Origin of the sequence: Paraburkholderia acidipaludis NBRC 101816 (assembly GCF_000684975.1) — a bacterium.
Taxonomy (GTDB): domain Bacteria; phylum Pseudomonadota; class Gammaproteobacteria; order Burkholderiales; family Burkholderiaceae; genus Paraburkholderia; species Paraburkholderia acidipaludis.
In genome coordinates this window covers 173,709-190,871 of the sequence record NZ_BAXZ01000001.1, presented here as the reverse complement: position 1 = coordinate 190,871, position 17,163 = coordinate 173,709, and the positions used below count along the sequence as shown (strand labels likewise).

10 protein-coding genes are annotated in these 17,163 nt (G+C 66.3%); 6 read left to right on the top strand and 4 right to left on the bottom strand.

Going from position 1 to position 17,163, the window contains the following annotated elements; genetic code table 11:
* Nucleotides 1-7 precede the first annotated feature (7 nt).
* Complete coding sequence (locus BAC01S_RS00865; RefSeq protein WP_027793064.1) at nt 8-433, top strand: F0F1 ATP synthase subunit epsilon; 426 nt, start codon at nt 8-10, stop codon at nt 431-433.
* A 284-nt stretch (nt 434-717) separates the two neighbouring features.
* Nucleotides 718-2,460: an AMP-binding protein gene (locus BAC01S_RS00860; protein ID WP_027793063.1), complete on the top strand. Its 1,743-nt coding sequence runs from the start codon at nt 718-720 to the stop codon at nt 2,458-2,460.
* A gap of 776 nt (nt 2,461-3,236) precedes the next feature.
* Here BAC01S_RS00860 and BAC01S_RS00855 read toward each other — a convergent pair.
* The gene (locus BAC01S_RS00855) at nt 3,237-4,022 is read right to left on the bottom strand and encodes a transporter substrate-binding domain-containing protein (RefSeq protein WP_027793062.1); all 786 of its coding nucleotides are present in this window, start codon (nt 4,020-4,022) and stop codon (nt 3,237-3,239) included.
* Between the two features lie 243 nt (nt 4,023-4,265).
* On the opposite strand from BAC01S_RS00855, the gene hemE reads away from it, so the two are divergent.
* Both hemE and BAC01S_RS00840 read left to right on the top strand, forming a co-directional pair.
* Nucleotides 4,266-5,357, top strand: a complete 1,092-nt coding sequence (gene hemE / locus BAC01S_RS00845) for a uroporphyrinogen decarboxylase (protein ID WP_027793061.1) — start codon at nt 4,266-4,268, stop codon at nt 5,355-5,357.
* Nucleotides 5,358-5,835: 478 nt separating this feature from the next.
* Complete coding sequence (locus BAC01S_RS00840) at nt 5,836-8,097, top strand: primosomal protein N' (RefSeq protein ID WP_027793060.1); 2,262 nt, start codon at nt 5,836-5,838, stop codon at nt 8,095-8,097.
* 24 nt (nt 8,098-8,121) lie between these two features.
* Here BAC01S_RS00840 and BAC01S_RS34270 read toward each other — a convergent pair whose 3' ends face one another.
* Nucleotides 8,122-8,286, bottom strand: a complete 165-nt coding sequence (locus BAC01S_RS34270) for a hypothetical protein (RefSeq protein WP_156954256.1) — start codon at nt 8,284-8,286, stop codon at nt 8,122-8,124.
* 290 nt (nt 8,287-8,576) lie between these two features.
* Here BAC01S_RS34270 and putA point away from each other — a divergent pair, with 290 nt between their 5' ends.
* A complete protein-coding gene (putA, locus tag BAC01S_RS00830) occupies nt 8,577-12,545 on the top strand; it encodes a trifunctional transcriptional regulator/proline dehydrogenase/L-glutamate gamma-semialdehyde dehydrogenase (RefSeq protein ID WP_027793059.1) in 3,969 nt (1,322 codons plus the stop codon).
* Between the two features lie 100 nt (nt 12,546-12,645).
* Nucleotides 12,646-13,794, top strand: a complete 1,149-nt coding sequence (locus BAC01S_RS00825; protein ID WP_027793058.1) for a branched-chain amino acid ABC transporter substrate-binding protein — start codon at nt 12,646-12,648, stop codon at nt 13,792-13,794.
* A gap of 135 nt (nt 13,795-13,929) precedes the next feature.
* Here the strand turns inward: BAC01S_RS00825 and BAC01S_RS00820 are convergent, their stop codons facing one another.
* A complete protein-coding gene (locus tag BAC01S_RS00820; RefSeq protein WP_027793057.1) occupies nt 13,930-15,642 on the bottom strand; it encodes a thiamine pyrophosphate-binding protein in 1,713 nt (570 codons plus the stop codon).
* Nucleotides 15,643-15,712: 70 nt separating this feature from the next.
* Nucleotides 15,713-17,101: an L-serine ammonia-lyase gene (locus BAC01S_RS00815; protein ID WP_027793056.1), complete on the bottom strand. Its 1,389-nt coding sequence runs from the start codon at nt 17,099-17,101 to the stop codon at nt 15,713-15,715.
* Nucleotides 17,102-17,163: the final 62 nt, after the last annotated feature.

Sequence of the window (17,163 nt, the reverse complement as noted above, 5' to 3'; positions counted from 1 at the left end):
GACACATATGGCAGCAACCATCAAGGTAGACGTCGTCAGCGCCGAAGAGAGCATTTTCGCGGGCCGGGCGAAGTTCATCGCGCTACCGGGCGAGGCGGGCGAGCTCGGCATCCTGCCGGGTCATACGCCGCTCATCACGCGCATCCGTCCGGGTGCCGTGCGCATCGTCGCGGAAAACGACGAGGAAGAGTTCGTGTTCGTTGCCGGCGGCATTCTCGAAATCCAGCCGGGTGTCGTTACGGTGCTGGCCGACACGGCGATTCGCGGCGCGGATCTCGACGAAGCGAAGGCCGACGAAGCGCGCAAGCGCGCTGAAGAGGTGCTGCAGAACGCCGGCTCGAACCTCGAGTACGCAACGGCGCAGGCTGAACTGGCCTACGCGGTGGCGCAGCTCGCGGCGATCCAGCGTCTGCGCAAGATGAACCAGCATTGAGCTGGTACACGCGCGGCCGGTACCACCGTGTACCGCGCGACGCAGTGCGAATTGAAATGGGCTCCCTATGGGAGCCCATTTTTTTCTGCTGACTCTCCCTACTTGACGTTTACGGAAAGGTAATGCGAAATCATGCCTTCGGGAGAGTCGAGGGTGCATGCCTCGGGCTCCGACGCGGCGTATGCGCTGCGGGTAAAACTTGATGCCGACGCCTTGGGGGCCGGCGCACAATGCTTTTCAAACGCATTTCAATCGGGATCGAGACTCCCGGGGAGACGGCCATCATGGCAATCGACGCAGCAGGCGCGCGCGAAGCGCTCATCGCGCCGAAAGACGGGCTTTCTTACGTGCGCGGCACGACCGGCGTCCCGCTTTCCGATGCCACCATCGGCGCCTTCCTGCGGGACACCGCGGCGCGGGTGCCGGAGCGGCCCGCCGTCGTGTTTCGCGAGCAGGGCATCCGCTGGAACTGGCGCGAATTCGCCGAAGAGGTCGACGTGCTCGCTGCGGGCCTGCTCGCGATCGGTGTCGGCAAGGGCGACCGTATCGGCATCTGGTCGCCCAATCGCGTCGAGTGGCTGCTCACCCAGTTCGCCAGCGCGCGCATTGGCGCCGTGCTCGTCAACATCAATCCGGCTTACCGCCTGGCCGAGCTCGATTACGCGCTGAACAAGGTGGGCTGCAAGGCGATTGTCGCCGCCGAAAGCTTCAAGACGTCGAAGTACCTCGACATGCTGCAGGCGCTCGCGCCCGAGCTCGCAAACGCGACCCCGGGGGATCTGCGCGCGGCGAAGCTGCCGGAACTGCGCGCCGTGATCCGCCTGTGCGATACCGAAACGCCGGGCATGCTGAATTTCAGCGAGGTGATCGAGGACGGCCGCGAGCGGCTCGAACGGGCAGGCAAGGCCGAACTCGACGCGATCGGCGCCACGCTGAATGCCGACGATCCCATCAACATCCAGTTCACGAGCGGCACGACCGGCAATCCGAAGGGCGCCACGCTCACGCATCGCAACGTCGTGAACAACGGCCGCTTCATTGCCATGGCGATGCGTCTTGGCGAGACGGATTCGCTTTGCATCCCGGTGCCGCTCTATCACTGCTTCGGTATGGTGCTCGCGGTGCTTGCCTGCGTTTCGGTGGGGGCGAACATGGTGTTCCCCGGCGAAGCGTTCGATCCGCGGGCGACGCTCGAAGCCGTCTCGGAGGAGCAATGCACGGCTCTGCATGGCGTCCCCACGATGTTCATTGCCGAGCTCGATCACCCGGACTTCGCGCGCTTCGATCTCTCGCGCCTGCGCACCGGCATCATGGCCGGATCGCCTTGCCCGATCGAAACGATGAAGCGCGTGGTTTCGCATATGCATCTGGCGGAAATCACGATCGCCTATGGCATGACGGAGACGAGCCCGGTGTCGTTCCAGAGCTCGACCGCGGATCCGCTCGACAAGCGCACGACGACGGTGGGGCAGATTCAGCCTCATCTCGAGGTGAAGATCGTCGACCCGTTCGGCAACATCGTGCCTGTTGGCGAGACGGGCGAGCTGTGCACGAAGGGCTATTCGGTGATGCTCGGCTACTGGGGCGACGAAGCGAGGACGGCCGAAGCGATCGTCGACGGCTGGATGCACACGGGGGATCTGGCGACGCTCGATGCCGACGGCTACTGCAACATTGTCGGGCGGCTGAAAGACATGCTGATCCGCGGTGGGGAGAACATCTATCCACGCGAGATCGAAGAATTTTTGTTTCGGCATCCGAAGGTGCAGACCGTGCAGGTGTTCGGCGTGCCCGACGCGAAATACGGCGAGGAAGTGTGCGCCTGGATCGTGCTGCGTCCGGGCGAAGCGGCGAGCGCCGAAGAGATTCAGGCGTTCTGCCAGGGGCAGATTGCGCACTACAAGATCCCGAAGTACATCCGCTTCGTGGACGAACTGCCGATGACCGTGACGGGCAAGGTGCAGAAGTTCGTGATGCGCGCGCGCATGGTCGAAGAGCTGAAGCTTAACGAACAGAAGACGGCGTGAGCGCCCGTCATGTCACTTTGCGTTGAATGCTGCATGGCCCGCGATAAGCTGGCCAGGCGTGCCGCCGTGGGCCATCGTGCCATCGTGCGGCAATGATCGGGAAACCGAAGGATTCGTACCGAAGGGGAAGCCGCGGCTTGCCGCGCGTGGCAACCCAAGATGAATGAAAAAGGTGCGGGCGAAAAAAAAGCGGGCCTGGAGCCCGCTAAAAACCACACGCTACGGGGTTAGCGCGAGGAGACCAAAGAAGGAGCCGGATAGCTACGTACCGCTGTGTAACGCCGGTACGGCTCCAACAAGGATGCCCCTTGGAAGGGCTTCGGCAAGCTGCCGACCGGCCGGTGGTTCATGTCCGCTCACACTGACACCAAGCCACATCCGTGTTGAAACCGTTGAAGGCATTGTGGGCGAATTGATTGGGGTTCGCGGTAACAAAGTGTTTCAGGTTGTAACGCCCGTCAGATAAGGCTTCGCGGGATTTTTTGCCATCCTGAACGTTTTTTTGAAGTCATTTTTACCACCATGTATCATGGCGCACAGACGCCCAATTGAGCCGCCGATCTCCCGAATTCACGATGCATAGACAAACATCCGCCCCGTGGGCATTTGGGTGCATTGATCTAAGCAAAGCGCGCATCTCATGCACAGATGCGAACCGCATCGCCGTCTTTCGCCAACTTTCCATCGGTTCGGCACGCACCGTGCTCTGCAATAGGCCGTTGCAACTCTTCGTGCGATTTAATGCCCGGTGAGTCGCGCTTCGGGCAGCAGTGCAATCATTTGAGCCACTTGTCGTAGATCACCTGGTATTCGCCGCTCGCGCGCAGCAGATGCAGCCACTGATCGACGTACTGCTGGAAGACCACGTCGCCGCGCGGCACCATCCACGCCTTTTCGCCATACTGGAACGGCCGGTCGGGATGCACGGCGCACAGGCCCGGATTCAGCTTTTGCTGGAGCAGTGTCTCCGAAGCGTCGGTGACCATCACATCGGCCTTACCCGCCAGGATCTGCTTGAAGATCGTCACGTTGTCCGGGTAGACCGTCAGCGTCGCATGCGGGAAGAACTGCCGCGCAAAGCGCTCGTTGGTGCCGCCAGGGTTCACGATCACGCGCGTCGAAGCCTGGTCGATCTGCGCCACCGTCTGATATTTGGCAACGTCGTCGCAGCGCACAATCGGCGTCTTGCCATCCACCTGATACGGATCGGTGAAGAACGCGCGCTTCTGGCGCTCGAGCGAGGTCGAAACGCCGCCCACCGCCACGTCGCATTTCGCGAGGAAGTCGGCCATCAGGTTAGACCACGTCGTCTTCACGAACTCGGTCTTCACGCCCAGCGATTTCGCGAGCGACTCCGTCATGTCGATGTCGATGCCTTCGAACGTGCCGTCCGGCCGATAGTACGAGTAAGGCTTGTAGTCGCCGGTCGTGCAGGCGCGCAGCGTGCCGCGCGCGACCACTTCGTCGAGCCGGGAGCGCGAGGGAGCGTTAGCGCTTTGCGCCCATGCCGGCAAGGCGTAGAGGTTGGCGCAAAGGAGGGCGAACGTTGCGAGTGTGCGGATAACGGCTCCTTTCTTCTTCACGGAGTCTCCTGGAGAGCAATCTGGCTGATGGCTAATGGCTGATGCCTGATGGATTCGGAAAGCCGCTCGATGATAGCCCGCGCGTGCGCTGCGGTTAAGCGCCGGCCGATCCGCATGCGCCGGCGTCCTGCTTATGCAGCCCATCACCGTCATCCCGACACGGCCGCTCCGGTAAAATAACCGCTTGCTCCTGAATCCTGAAGCGCACCAGCGCCCCCGCCCGTGGCTCATACCCTTCTGAACGACACCTTTCTGCGCGCGCTGCTGCGGCAGTCGACCGAGTACACGCCGATCTGGCTGATGCGCCAGGCGGGCCGTTATCTGCCGGAGTACAACGCCACGCGCAGCCGCGCAGGCAGTTTTCTGGGTCTCGCCAAGAACCCGGACTACGCAACCGAAGTCACGTTGCAGCCGCTCGAACGCTTTCCGCTCGACGCGGCCATCCTGTTCTCCGACATCCTGACGATTCCCGACGCGATGGGCCTCGGCCTCGACTTCCAGGCGGGCGAAGGACCGAAGTTCGCGCATCCGGTGCGCACGGAAGCCGATGTCGCGAAGCTCGCGGTGCCGGACATCGGCGCGACGCTCGGCTATGTCACGGACGCCGTGCGCGAGATCCGCCGCGCGCTCACCGACGCGCAGGGGCGCCAGCGTGTGCCGCTGATCGGCTTTTCGGGCAGCCCGTGGACGCTCGCGTGCTACATGGTCGAAGGCGGCGGTTCGGACGACTTCCGCACGGTCAAGTCGATGCTGTACGCGAGGCCCGATCTGATGCAGCGCATTCTCGAGGTGAACGCGCAGGCAGTCGCCGCCTATCTGAATGCGCAGATCGAGGCGGGCGCGCAGGCCGTCATGATCTTCGACACCTGGGGCGGCGCGCTCGCGGACGGCGCCTACCAGCGCTTCTCGCTGCAGTACATCGCGCAGGTCGTGGCGGCGCTCAAGCGCGAGCATGACGGCGAACGCGTGCCCGTCGTCACCTTCACGAAAGGCGGCGGTCTCTGGCTGGACGAAATTGCGGCGACCGGCGTCGACGCCGTCGGCGTGGACTGGACGGTGAATCTTGGCCGCGCGCGCGAGCGCGTGGGCGGGCGCGTCGCGCTGCAGGGCAATCTCGATCCCACGGTGCTGTTCGCCTCGCCGGCGGCGATACGCGAGCAGGCGCGCGCGGTCCTCGACAGCTTTGGCCCCCATCCGGGCCACGTCTTCAATCTCGGCCACGGCATCTCGCAGTTCACGCCGCCCGAGCATGTCGCCGAACTGGTGGACGAGGTGCATCGCCATAGCCGGGCGATTCACACTGGCGCGCATTGACCGTGTATTGACCACGCATTGACCATGGATTGGCCGATTTGCTGCCACGAATTCGATGCGCCGGATTTGATGCAGCGCAATGTGCTGGGCTCTGGGCGTCAGGGTGCGGACGGGCTTAAACGGCCAGCGGGAAGCGCTTCCGCCGAAGTCAAGACTTGACTTATGCACACTTGTCTCGTTGCGGCGCGCAAGAGGAAGAAATTGCCGCAGTCGTGCATCCCGACCAGCATCTGGACAATCAGACCCTTGACAGACAAGGCTTTCACCGCTCCACGGCGATTTGTGCGCTGTCCCACGTAATCGCCTCGTGACGGCCTTTCCGGTGGGCGCGCGGCGAGTTCTCAACAAAGTTATCCACAGGCGCGGGGGCGAGGGCACGATTGTTCTGCGGAATCCAAAACTTAGCGCTGAATGTGAAGTTTTACTTTAAGTGCGGCCGACTATGCGGTGGCGCACAGACAGCCCTTGGGAGAAACCCGTGACCACCCGCTTCGTGCGCGTGGCGCTCGACCATCCGCAGCAGGCGCTCTACGACTACCGCTACCCGGACCATGCCCCCGAACCGCAGCCGGGGATGCTGGTGCGCGTGCCGTTCGGCCGCCGCGACGTCGTGGGTCTTGTCTGCGAAGTGAGCGCTCACAGCGAAATCACGCCCGAAAAGCTCCGCGACGTCAGCGCCGTGTGTGCGGCCTGTCCGCCGCTTTCCGCGTCGTGGCTTGCGTTGGCGGAGTTTGCTGCCGACTACTATCAGCGCGGACTGGGCGAAGTCGCGCTGCCGGCGCTGCCCCAGGCGCTGCGCGATCCGTCGCGCTGGGAGCGCCTGCTTGCGCCGCAGGAGCGCTACCGGCTGCTGCCGGCGGGCCGCGAGGCGCTGCCCGATGCGCTGCCGGCGCGCGCGCAGGTGCTGCGGCGGCTGGCGCAGGCGCTTGCCGACCGCGGCGAGCTCGACCTTGCCGATGCGCGTGCGCTGCACCCGAAGGCGGCGGCGACGCTGGAAAGCTGGCGCGAGGCGGGATGGGCGGAATACGAGCGCATCGAGTTCGGCGCGCGACCCGCCGGGGCCGACATGGCCGGTGTCGCCGCCGAACGGGCCGTATCGGTTCCGACGCTCAGCGACGAGCAGGCCGAGGCCGTTGAAGCGATCGCGGCGGCGCGCGGCTTCGCGCCGTTCCTGCTGTTCGGCGTGACGGGCAGCGGCAAGACCGAGGTCTACCTGCGCGCGCTCGCGGCGCTGCTCGAACGCGAGCCCGATGCCCAGGCGCTCGTGCTCGTCCCCGAAATTAATCTCACGCCGCAGTTCGAGGCGGCCTTTCGCACGCGCTTCGCGGCCACGCTCACCGACGACGCCATCGTCACGCTCCACAGCGGTCTTGCCGAAGGCGAGCGCGCGCGCAACTGGCTCGCCGCGCATACGGGCCGCGCGCGCATCGTGCTCGGCACGCGCCTCGCGGTGCTGGCCTCGCTGCCGCGCCTCGCGATGGTGGTCGTGGACGAGGAGCACGAGCCCGCCTACAAGCAGCAGGAGGGCTTGCGCTACTCGGCGCGCGACCTCGCCGTGTGGCGCGCGAAGCAGCTTGGCGTGCCCGTGGTGCTCGGCTCGGCGACCCCGTCGCTGGAAAGCTGGTGGCAGGCGGACCGCGGCCGCTATACGCGCCTCACGCTCGCGCGGCGCGCGGTGGCCGACGCCGCGCTGCCCGCCGTGCGCCTGATCGATCTGGAAGAGGAGCGGCGCCGCGGGAGAGCGTCGTTCGAAGGGCTCTCGGGGCCGCTCGTCGCGGCCATGAAGGCACGGCTCGAACGTGGCGAGCAGAGCCTCGTGTTCCTGAACCGGCGCGGTTATGCCCCGGTGCTCTCGTGCGACGCCTGCGGCTGGGTCGCGGGCTGCCCGCGCTGCAGCGCCTACGTCGTGCTGCACAAGCCCGAGCACGCGCTGCGCTGTCACCACTGCGGCTGGGAGTCGCGCATCCCGCGCTCGTGCCCGGAGTGCGGCAACGTCGACATCGCGCCGATGGGGCGCGGCACGCAACGCATCGAGGAGGCGCTGGCGAGCGCGGTGCCGGGCGCGCGGGTGCTGCGTATCGACGCCGACAGCACGCGCCGCAAGGGCAGCGCGCAGGCGCTCTTTTCGGACGTGCACGCGGGCGACGTCGACATTCTCGTCGGCACGCAGATGATCGCGAAGGGGCACGACTTCCAGCGCGTCTCGCTGGTGGGCGTGCTGAACGCCGACAATGCGCTCTTTTCGCACGACTTTCGCGCGAGCGAGCGCCTTTTCGCCCAGCTAATGCAGGTGAGCGGCCGGGCCGGCCGGGCGGGGCTGCCCGGCGAGGTGCTGGTGCAGACGCGCTATCCGCGCCATGCGCTCTATCACGCGCTGGCGCGCCACGACTATGTGGGATTCGCGAATGCGCAACTCGCGGAACGGCGCGACGCGCACCTGCCGCCGTTCGTCTACCAGGCGCTGCTGCGCGCCGAGGGCCGCACGCTGGAGGCGGCTCTGGCGTTTCTCGCCGAGGCCGCCGGCGCGCTGTCCGGCATCCCGGGAGCGGAACGCGTGACGATTTACGACGCCGTGCCGATGACCATCGTGAAGGTGATGAACGTCCACCGTGCGCAACTGCTCGTCGAGAGTCAGTCGCGAGCCGTGCTGCAGGCTACGCTGCGCGCGTGGCTGCCGATGCTGAGATCGCTGCGCGGCGTGCTGCGCTGGAATCTGGAAGTCGATCCGCTCGATATCTAGCCGTGACGCCCGGCGAGCGCGCGCCTATCGCTTCCGTTCGTAAGCAAATTGCGCCGTTTCCTCGTCTTCGGCCGGGCCGTCTTCCGCCCGCACCCGCCGCATTTCGGGCGCCGACGCGCCTCGAATGAACAGCACCGCGCAAAACGCGCACATGATCCAGATTCCCGCCACCACCATGAACTTTTCCATTCCAGGCCTCAACGCTTCCAGTCCTTGTTGCTTTCCCCCGTGTTGCTACCTGTATAACGGCGCGGCGTGCGTTTCGTGAAGGGCATCAAAAAAAGTTTGACTCAGGGAAAATACTGAGTATTCGTGGTGCGCCCCGGCTGGCGGGCATTTGCCGCAAACCCAGGCGCTACAAGGGATCGCGAGCGGTGCAACCAACTTTAGAGATGGTTGCACCTTTTTATTTGGAAGGTTACGATGCGCCAACTTTTTGGTCATTGGCCGGTGCGGGTCAGCCGGCAAACGAAGGAATCATGGCTAGCACCACTCTCGGCGTCAAAGTCGACGACCTCCTGCGCTCCCGTCTGAAAGACGCCGCCACGCGCCTCGAGCGCACGCCCCACTGGCTCATCAAGCAAGCCATCTTCGCTTACCTCGAAAAGATCGAGCACGGCCAGCTGCCGCCCGAGCTGAGCGGGCACGTCGGCGCCACCGATCTGGCGGATGGCGCCACCACGGACGCCGAAGACGAGACGGCGTCGCACCCGTTCCTCGAATTTGCGCAAAACGTGCAACCGCAGTCGGTGCTGCGCGCGGCGATCACGGCCGCGTACCGCCGTCCCGAGCCGGAATGCGTGCCGTTCCTGATCGGCGAAGCGCGCCTGCCGGCGAATCTCACGGGCGACGTGACGAAGCTCGCCACGCGTCTCGTCGAGACACTGCGCGCGAAGCGCACGGGCGGCGGCGTGGAAGGGCTGATCCACGAATTTTCGCTGTCCAGCCAGGAAGGCGTCGCGCTCATGTGTCTCGCCGAAGCGCTCCTGCGCATTCCCGACCGCGCCACGCGCGACGCGCTGATCCGCGACAAGATCAGCAAGGGCGACTGGAAATCCCACGTGGGCCACGCGCCGTCGCTGTTCGTGAACGCGGCCACCTGGGGCCTCATGATCACCGGCAAGCTCGTTACGACGAACAGCGAGACGGGTCTTTCCTCCGCGCTCACGCGCATGATCGGCAAGGGCGGCGAGCCGCTCATCCGCAAGGGCGTGGACATGGCGATGCGCCTGATGGGCGAGCAGTTCGTCACGGGCGAGAACATTTCCGAGGCGCTCGCGAACAGCCGCAAGTACGAAGCGCGCGGCTTTCGCTACTCGTACGACATGCTTGGCGAAGCGGCCACGACCGAAGCCGACGCGCAGCGCTACTACGCCTCCTATGAGCAGGCGATCCACGCGATCGGCAAGGCGGCCGGCGGCCGCGGCATCTACGAAGGCCCGGGCATTTCGATCAAGCTCTCGGCGCTGCATGCCCGCTACTCGCGCGCGCAGCAGGAGCGCACGATGAGCGAGCTGCTGCCGCGCGTGCGCGCGCTCGCCGTGCTGGCGCGCCGCTACGACATCGGCCTGAACATCGACGCCGAAGAAGCCGACCGCCTCGAAATTTCGCTCGACCTGCTCGAAGCGCTGTGCTTCGATCCCGAACTGGCGGGCTGGAACGGCATCGGCTTCGTGGTGCAGGCCTACCAGAAGCGCTGCCCGTTCGTGATCGACTACATCGTCGATCTCGCGCGCCGCAGCCGTCACCGCATCATGGTGCGCCTCGTGAAGGGCGCGTACTGGGACACGGAAATCAAGCGTGCCCAGGTGGACGGCCTCGAAGGTTATCCAGTCTACACGCGCAAGATCTACACCGACGTTTCGTACCTGGCGTGCGCGAAGAAGCTGCTCGGCGCGCCGGACGCCGTGTATCCGCAGTTCGCCACGCATAATGCGTACACGCTTGCCGCGATCTATCACCTCGCCGGCCAGAACTACTATCCCGGCCAGTACGAGTTCCAGTGCCTGCACGGCATGGGCGAGCCGCTCTACGAAGAGGTCACGGGCCCGCTCGCTGCCGGCAAGCTCAACCGTCCGTGCCGCGTCTATGCGCCGGTCGGCACGCACGAAACGCTGCTCGCGTATCTCGTGCGCCGCCTGCTGGAGAACGGCGCGAACACGTCGTTCGTGAACCGCATTGCCGACGAAACCATTCCGGTGAGCGAGCTCGTTACGAACCCCGTGGATGACGCCGCCAAGGTGGTGCCGCCCGGCGCGCCGCATACGAAAATCCCGCTGCCGCGCGATCTGTACGGCGGCGAGCGCCTCAACTCGATGGGCCTCGATCTTTCGAACGAGCATCGTCTCGCGTCGCTCTCTTCGGCGCTGCTCGCGAGCGCGCATCACCACTGGCGCGCGGTGCCCATGCTCCAGGACAACGAGATTGCCGTGGGCGAGGCGCGCGAAGTGCGCAATCCGGCCGATCACCGCGACCTCGTGGGCACCGTGGTCGAGGCGACGCCGGCGCACGTGAGCGCCGCGCTCGCGCACGCCGTGGCCGCCGCGCCGATCTGGCAGGCAACGCCCGTGGAGGAGCGCGCCGACTGTCTCGCGCGCGCCGCCGACCTGCTCGAAGCGCAGATGCACACGCTCATGGGCCTGATCGTGCGCGAGGCGGGCAAGTCGCTGCCGAACGCCGTGTCGGAAATCCGCGAGGCCGTCGATTTCCTGCGCTACTACTCCACGCAGATTCGCGAGGAGTTCTCGAACGACACGCATCGCCCGCTCGGCCCCGTGGTCTGCATCAGCCCGTGGAACTTCCCGCTCGCGATCTTCATGGGCCAGGTGGCCGCGGCGCTGGCCGCCGGCAACACGGTGCTCGCCAAGCCCGCCGAGCAGACGCCGCTGATCGCCGCCCAGGCCGTGCGCATTCTGCGCGAAGCCGGCGTGCCAGCCGGCGCCGTGCAGCTGCTGCCGGGCGACGGCGAAACCGTGGGCGCGGCGCTAGTCGCCGATGCGCGCACGAGCGCCGTGATGTTCACGGGCTCGACCGAAGTCGCGCGCCTCATCAACAAGAAGCTCGCGGAGCGCCTCGATTCCGACGGCCGCCCGATCCCGCTGATCGCCGAAACCGGCGGCCAGAACGCGATGATCGTCGATTCGTCGGCGCTCGCGGAGCAGGTGGTGGCCGACGTGCTGCAAAGCGCGTTCGATTCGGCGGGCCAGCGCTGCTCGGCGCTGCGCGTGCTGTGCCTGCAGGACGACGTGGCGGAACGCACGCTCGAAATGCTCACGGGCGCGATGAAGGAGCTGTCGATTGGCAATCCTGATCGTCTTTCGGCCGACGTCGGCCCCGTGATCGACGTGGAGGCGCGGCGCGGCATCGACGCGCATGTCGCCGCGATGCGCGAAAAGGGCCGCAAGGTCACGCAATTGCCGCTGCCCGAAGGCTGCGCCGCGGGCACCTTCGTGCCGCCGACGCTGATCGAGATCGACAGCCTGGACGAGCTCAAGCGCGAAGTGTTCGGCCCGGTCCTGCACGTGATCCGCTATCGCCGCAGCCAGCTCGACCGTCTGCTCGAACAGATTCGCGCCACCGGTTACGGCCTCACGCTCGGGATCCATACGCGCATCGACGAAACCATCGCGCACGTGATCGGCCGCGCGCACGTGGGCAACATCTACGTGAACCGCAACGTGATCGGCGCCGTGGTGGGCGTGCAGCCGTTCGGCGGCGAAGGCCTTTCGGGCACGGGGCCGAAGGCGGGCGGCGCGCTCTATCTGTCGCGTCTGCTCGCGAAGCGTCCGGCCGGTCTGCCGCGTTCGCTCGCCCGCGCGCTCGTGGTCGATACGCCGCCAAGCGAAAACGGCGAGCGTCCGCAGTCGGCGCCGCAGTCCGCACATTCGGCGCTCACCGCGCTGCGCGACTGGCTGATCGCCGAGCGCGAGCCGGCACTGGCCGCGCGCTGCGACGGCTACCTCGAATACGTGCTGGCGGGCGCGACCGCCGTGCTGCCGGGGCCGACGGGCGAGCGCAACACCTATACGCTGTCCGCGCGCGGCACGGTGCTGTGCGTGCCCTCGACGGCGACCGGCGCGCGCGCGCAGCTCGCCGTGGCGCTGGCCACGGGCAACCTGGCGCTCTTCGCCGGTGCGGCGGGCGAGGCGCTCGTGAGCGCGCTGCCGGCGTCGCTCAGAGCGCATGCGAGTGTGCAAAATTCGGCACAAAAGGGTGCCGACGCGCAGTACGACGCCGTCCTCTTCGAAGGCGACAGCGACGAGCTGCTTGCCCTCGTGAAGGAAGTGGCCAAGCGTGGCGGGCCGATCGTTTCGGTGCAGGGCGTCGCGGCCCACGCGCTGGCGAACGGCGACGAAGACTACGCCCTCGAGCGTCTCCTCACGGAGCGTTCGGTGAGCGTGAACACGGCCGCGGCGGGCGGCAACGCAAATCTGATGACGATCGGTTAAGCAGAGATCGCTATACTCTGCATCGGCCGTCACAGGACAAGGAAGCGGCAAAGCCATGGGCCCAAGCCGCTCCATCCATACCTGGTACCAAGGAGAAGCTATGCAACACACCATGAAGCAGCTGGCAGGCGCCGCGATCGTCGCGGGCATGTCGCTGGCGGGGACCGCGCACGCGCAGCAAGTCGAGGACGTGAAGATCGGTTTTGCCGGCCCGATGACGGGCGCCCAGGCCCACTACGGCAAGGACTTCCAGAACGGCATCGTGCTCGCCGTGGAAGACATGAACGCCACGAAGCCCGTGATCGGCGGCAAGCCGGTCCACTTCGTGCTGGACTCGGCGGATGACCAGGCCGACCCGCGCACCGGCACGACCGTCGCGCAGAAGCTCGTCGACGACGGCATCAAGGGCATGCTCGGCCACTTCAACTCGGGCACGACGATTCCCGCTTCGCGCATCTACGCGAACGCCGGCATTCCCGAAATCGCCATGGCCACGGCGCCAGAGTACACGCAGCAAGGCTTCAACACCACGTTCCGCATGATGACCTCGGACACGCAGCAGGGTTCGGTGGCCGGCGCGTTCGCGGTGAAGAGCCTCGGCATGAAGAAGATCGCCGTGGTTGACGACCGCACGGCCTACGGCCAGGGTCTTGCCGACCAGTTCTCGAAGGCGGCGAAAGCGTCGGGCGGCACGATCATCGACCGCGAGTACACGAACGACAAGGCCGTGGACTTCAAGTCGATCCTCACCAAGATCAAGGCCGAGAACCCGGACCTGATCTACTACGGCGGCGCCGACGCGCAAGCCGCGCCGATGGTCAAGCAGATGAAGTCGCTGGGCATCAAGGCCCCGCTGATGGGCGGCGAGATGGTTCACACGCCGACCTTCCTGCAGATCGCGGGCGACTCCGCGAACGGCACGGTGGCATCGCTTGCGGGCCTGCCGCTGGACGAAATGCCGGGCGGCAAGGACTACGTCGAGAAGTACAAGAAGCGCTTTGGCGAAGACGTCCAGACCTACTCGCCGTATGCCTACGACGGCGCGATGGCGATGTTCGCCGCGATGAAGGCGGCCAACTCGACGGATCCGGCGAAGTACCTGCCGTACCTCGCGAAGACCAGCATGCCGGCCGTGACGACGAAGGATCTCGCGTATGACTCGCACGGCGACCTGAAGAACGGCGGCATCACGCTGTACAAGGTCGTGGACGGCAAGTGGACGACGCTGCAAAGCGTGGGCGGCAAGTAATGCGCCTCGCGGCGTGACGCGCGGGCGGTTCGCCGCCTGCCGGTTGTTGCGCTGCTGGAAGTCACGAAAAAGCCCTGCAGGGATGCATCCTGCAGGGCTTTTGTTTTGTCAGGCCTTTGCCTTGGAGAAGCGCTTCTAGCTGCGCGCCTTCAAGGCCGTTTCGCGAATCTGCTCGAGCGTCGCGGCAGGCGTGCTCGCATCCTTTGGAGTGCGAATTTCGATCAGAGCGGGGCCACCCGCGTCGAGCGCGCGCTCCAGCGCAGGCAAGAATGCGGCCGTCGATTCGACCGTTTCGCCATGCGCGCCGAACGATTTCGCGAAGGCCGCGAAATCGGGATTCGTAAGCTGCGTGCCGTGCACGCGCCCCGGATAGTGGCGCTCCTGATGCATGCGGATCGTGCCGTAATGTCCGTTGTTCACGACGATGAACACGACGGCGAGCCCGTACTGCATTGCGGTGGCAAGCTCTTGCGCGGACATCATGAAGCACCCGTCGCCGGCGAGCGCGACCACGGTACGCGAAGGATAGAGCGACTTCGCGGCAATGGCGGCGGGCACGCCGTAGCCCATCGCGCCGCTCGTGGGCGCAAGCTGCGAGCGGAAGTGGCGATACGCGTAGTGCCGGTGCAGCCACGTGGCGTAATTGCCCGCGCCGTTCGTGATGATCGCGTCGTCGGGCAGGCGCGCGCGCAACTGCTGCATGACTTCGCCCAACTGAACATCGCCCGGCATCGGGCGCGGCTCGCGCCACGCGAGATAGGCGCGATGGGCCTCTTCGGCGGCGCCGTCCCATGCGGGCTTCGCGGGGGCTTCGAGCGCTGCGAGCATCGCCGCGATCTCGGGCAGGCCCGAGACGATCGGCAGATCGGCGGCATAGACACGCCCCAGTTCCTCGGCGCCCTGGTGAACGTGGATCAGCGTTTGCTTCGTCTTCGGGATGTCGAGCAGCGCGTAGCCGCCCGTGGTTGCTTCGCCAAGGCGCGGCCCGAGGGCGAGCAGCACGTCCGCTTCACGGATGCGCTGCGCGAGCGCCGGATTGATGCCGAGACCCACGTCGCCCGCGTAGTTCGGGTGATCGTTGTTCAGCGTGTCCTGGAAGCGGAACGCGAGACCGATGGGTAGACGCCAGTTCTCGACGAAGCGTTGCAGATCGGCGCATGCGGCGGGTGTCCAGCCGTGGCCGCCCGCGATCACGAAGGGCTTCTTCGCGTTCGCGAGCAGCGTGCGCAGCCGCTCGATCTGCGCCGCCGAAGGCGACGCCTGCACGCGCTGCGCGGCCGGCGCGACCGCTTGTGCCTGCGAGGCCGGGAACGGCTCGCTCAGCATGTCTTCGGGCAGCGCGAGCACGACCGGACCGGGGCGGCCCGACGTCGCAACGTGAAACGCGTGGCTCAGATACTCGGGCACGCGGCGCGGATCGTCGATCTGCGCGACCCATTTCGCCATCTGGCCGAACATGCGCCGGTAGTCGATTTCCTGAAACGCTTCGCGGTCCATCTGCTCGCGCGCCACCTGACCGATCAGCAGGATCATCGGCGTCGAGTCCTGGAACGCGGTATGCACGCCGATCGACGCGTGGGTCGCGCCCGGCCCGCGCGTGACGAACGCGATGCCCGGCTTGCCGGTGAGCTTGCCCGCCGCCTCCGCCATGTTCGCGGCGCCCGCTTCGTGGCGGCACACGATCGTCTCGATCTGGCCGGTTACATCGTGCAGCGCGTCGAGCACGGCAAGATAGCTCTCGCCGGGCACGCAGAACACGTGCGTCACGTCGTTCGCGACGAGCGCGTCGACGAGCAGGCGCGCGCCCGTGGTCGTTGCGGAAGAAACGGTTTCGTTCGGCTGCGTCATCTCGGTCATGTCTCTCAGTTTGCGTTGGTATTCAAGCTTCGGGAGCCAGGAACGACGCGCGCACGCTGCATCAGCACTCGACGATGTTCACCGCGAGCCCGCCGCGCGACGTCTCCTTGTACTTGGTCTTCATGTCGGCGCCGGTCTCGCGCATGGTCTTGATGACCGAGTCGAGCGAGACGTAATGGGCGCCGTCGCCGCGCAGCGCCATGCGCGCGGCGTTCACGGCCTTCACCGAAGCCATGGCGTTGCGCTCGATGCAGGGGATCTGCACCATGCCGCCGACGGGGTCGCAGGTGAGGCCGAGGTTGTGTTCCATGCCGATTTCGGCGGCGTTCTCCACCTGCTGCGGCGTGCCGCCCAGGACGGCGGCGAGCGCGCCCGCGGCCATCGAGCACGCCACGCCCACTTCGCCCTGGCAGCCCACTTCGGCGCCCGAGATCGAGGCGTTGAGCTTGTAGAGAATGCCGATGGCGGCGGCGGTGAGCAGGAAGTCGATCACGCCCTGCTCGTTCGCGCCCGGCGTGAAGCGCACGTAGTAGTGCAGCACGGCGGGGATGATGCCCGCGGCGCCATTGGTGGGCGCGGTGACGACGCGGCCGCCCGCGGCGTTTTCCTCGTTCACGGCGATCGCATAGAGATTGATCCAGTCGATCATCGAGAGCGGGTCCTGCAGCGCGCGCTCGGGGTTGCCGGTGAGCGCGCGGTACAGCTGCGCGGCGCGGCGCTTCACGTTGAAGGGTCCCGGCAGCGTGCCGTCGGCATCCGGATTGCCGATGCCGCAGCCGCGCGACACGCACGACTGCATCACGCCCCAGATGCGCAGGAGGCCCGCGCGGATTGCCTCGTCGCTGCGCCACACGCGCTCGTTTTCCAGCATCAGCTGCGCGATGCTCTTGCCGGTCGAGGCACACAGCGCGAGCATTTCGGCGCCGGTGCGGAACATATGCGGCAGTTGCTCGACGGCGGCCAGCACCTTCGTGTTGGGTGCGCCGGCCGTCACGACGAAACCGCCGCCCACGGAAAGATACGTGCTCTCGCGCAGCGTCTCGCCGTCGGCGTCGAGCGCGCGCAGCTTCATGCCGTTCGGGTGCTCGGGCAGCGCCTGGCGGTAGAACGCAATGTGCTCTTTCTGCACGAACGGGATCGTGTGGCGCCCGAGCAGCGCGAGCATGCGCGAGGTGCGCACGGCTTCGAGGCGTTCGACGATGGTGTCGGGGTCGACTGTGTCCGGCGCGTCGCCCATCAGGCCCAGCATCACGCCGCGGTCGGTGCCGTGGCCCTTGCCGGTCGCACCGAGCGAGCCGTACAGCTCGACCTTGACCGAGGCCGTGGAGGCGAGCAGGCCGTCGCGCTCGAGTCCCTCGGCGAACATCAGCGCCGCGCGCATCGGTCCGACTGTGTGCGAACTGGACGGCCCGATGCCGATTTTGAAGAGATCGAAAACGCTGACTGCCATGATGAGTACTGCTCCTGCTTCAAAAGCTGAAAAACTGTTTCAAACGATCGCGCAATAACCGT

Excerpts from the sequence above, each read along its gene's own strand:
- BAC01S_RS00860 (WP_027793063.1), top strand. The coding sequence starts at position 718 with ATGGCAATCGACGCAGCAGGCGCGCGCGAAGCGCTCATCGCGCCGAAA.
- BAC01S_RS00865 (WP_027793064.1), top strand. The coding sequence starts at position 8 with ATGGCAGCAACCATCAAGGTAGACGTCGTCAGCGCCGAAGAGAGCATT.
- BAC01S_RS00815 (WP_027793056.1), bottom strand. The coding sequence starts at position 17,101 with ATGGCAGTCAGCGTTTTCGATCTCTTCAAAATCGGCATCGGGCCGTCC.
- BAC01S_RS00820 (WP_027793057.1), bottom strand. The coding sequence starts at position 15,642 with ATGACGCAGCCGAACGAAACCGTTTCTTCCGCAACGACCACGGGCGCG.
- BAC01S_RS34270 (WP_156954256.1), bottom strand. The coding sequence starts at position 8,286 with ATGGAAAAGTTCATGGTGGTGGCGGGAATCTGGATCATGTGCGCGTTT.
- putA (WP_027793059.1), top strand. The coding sequence starts at position 8,577 with ATGGCTAGCACCACTCTCGGCGTCAAAGTCGACGACCTCCTGCGCTCC.
- BAC01S_RS00825 (WP_027793058.1), top strand. The coding sequence starts at position 12,646 with ATGCAACACACCATGAAGCAGCTGGCAGGCGCCGCGATCGTCGCGGGC.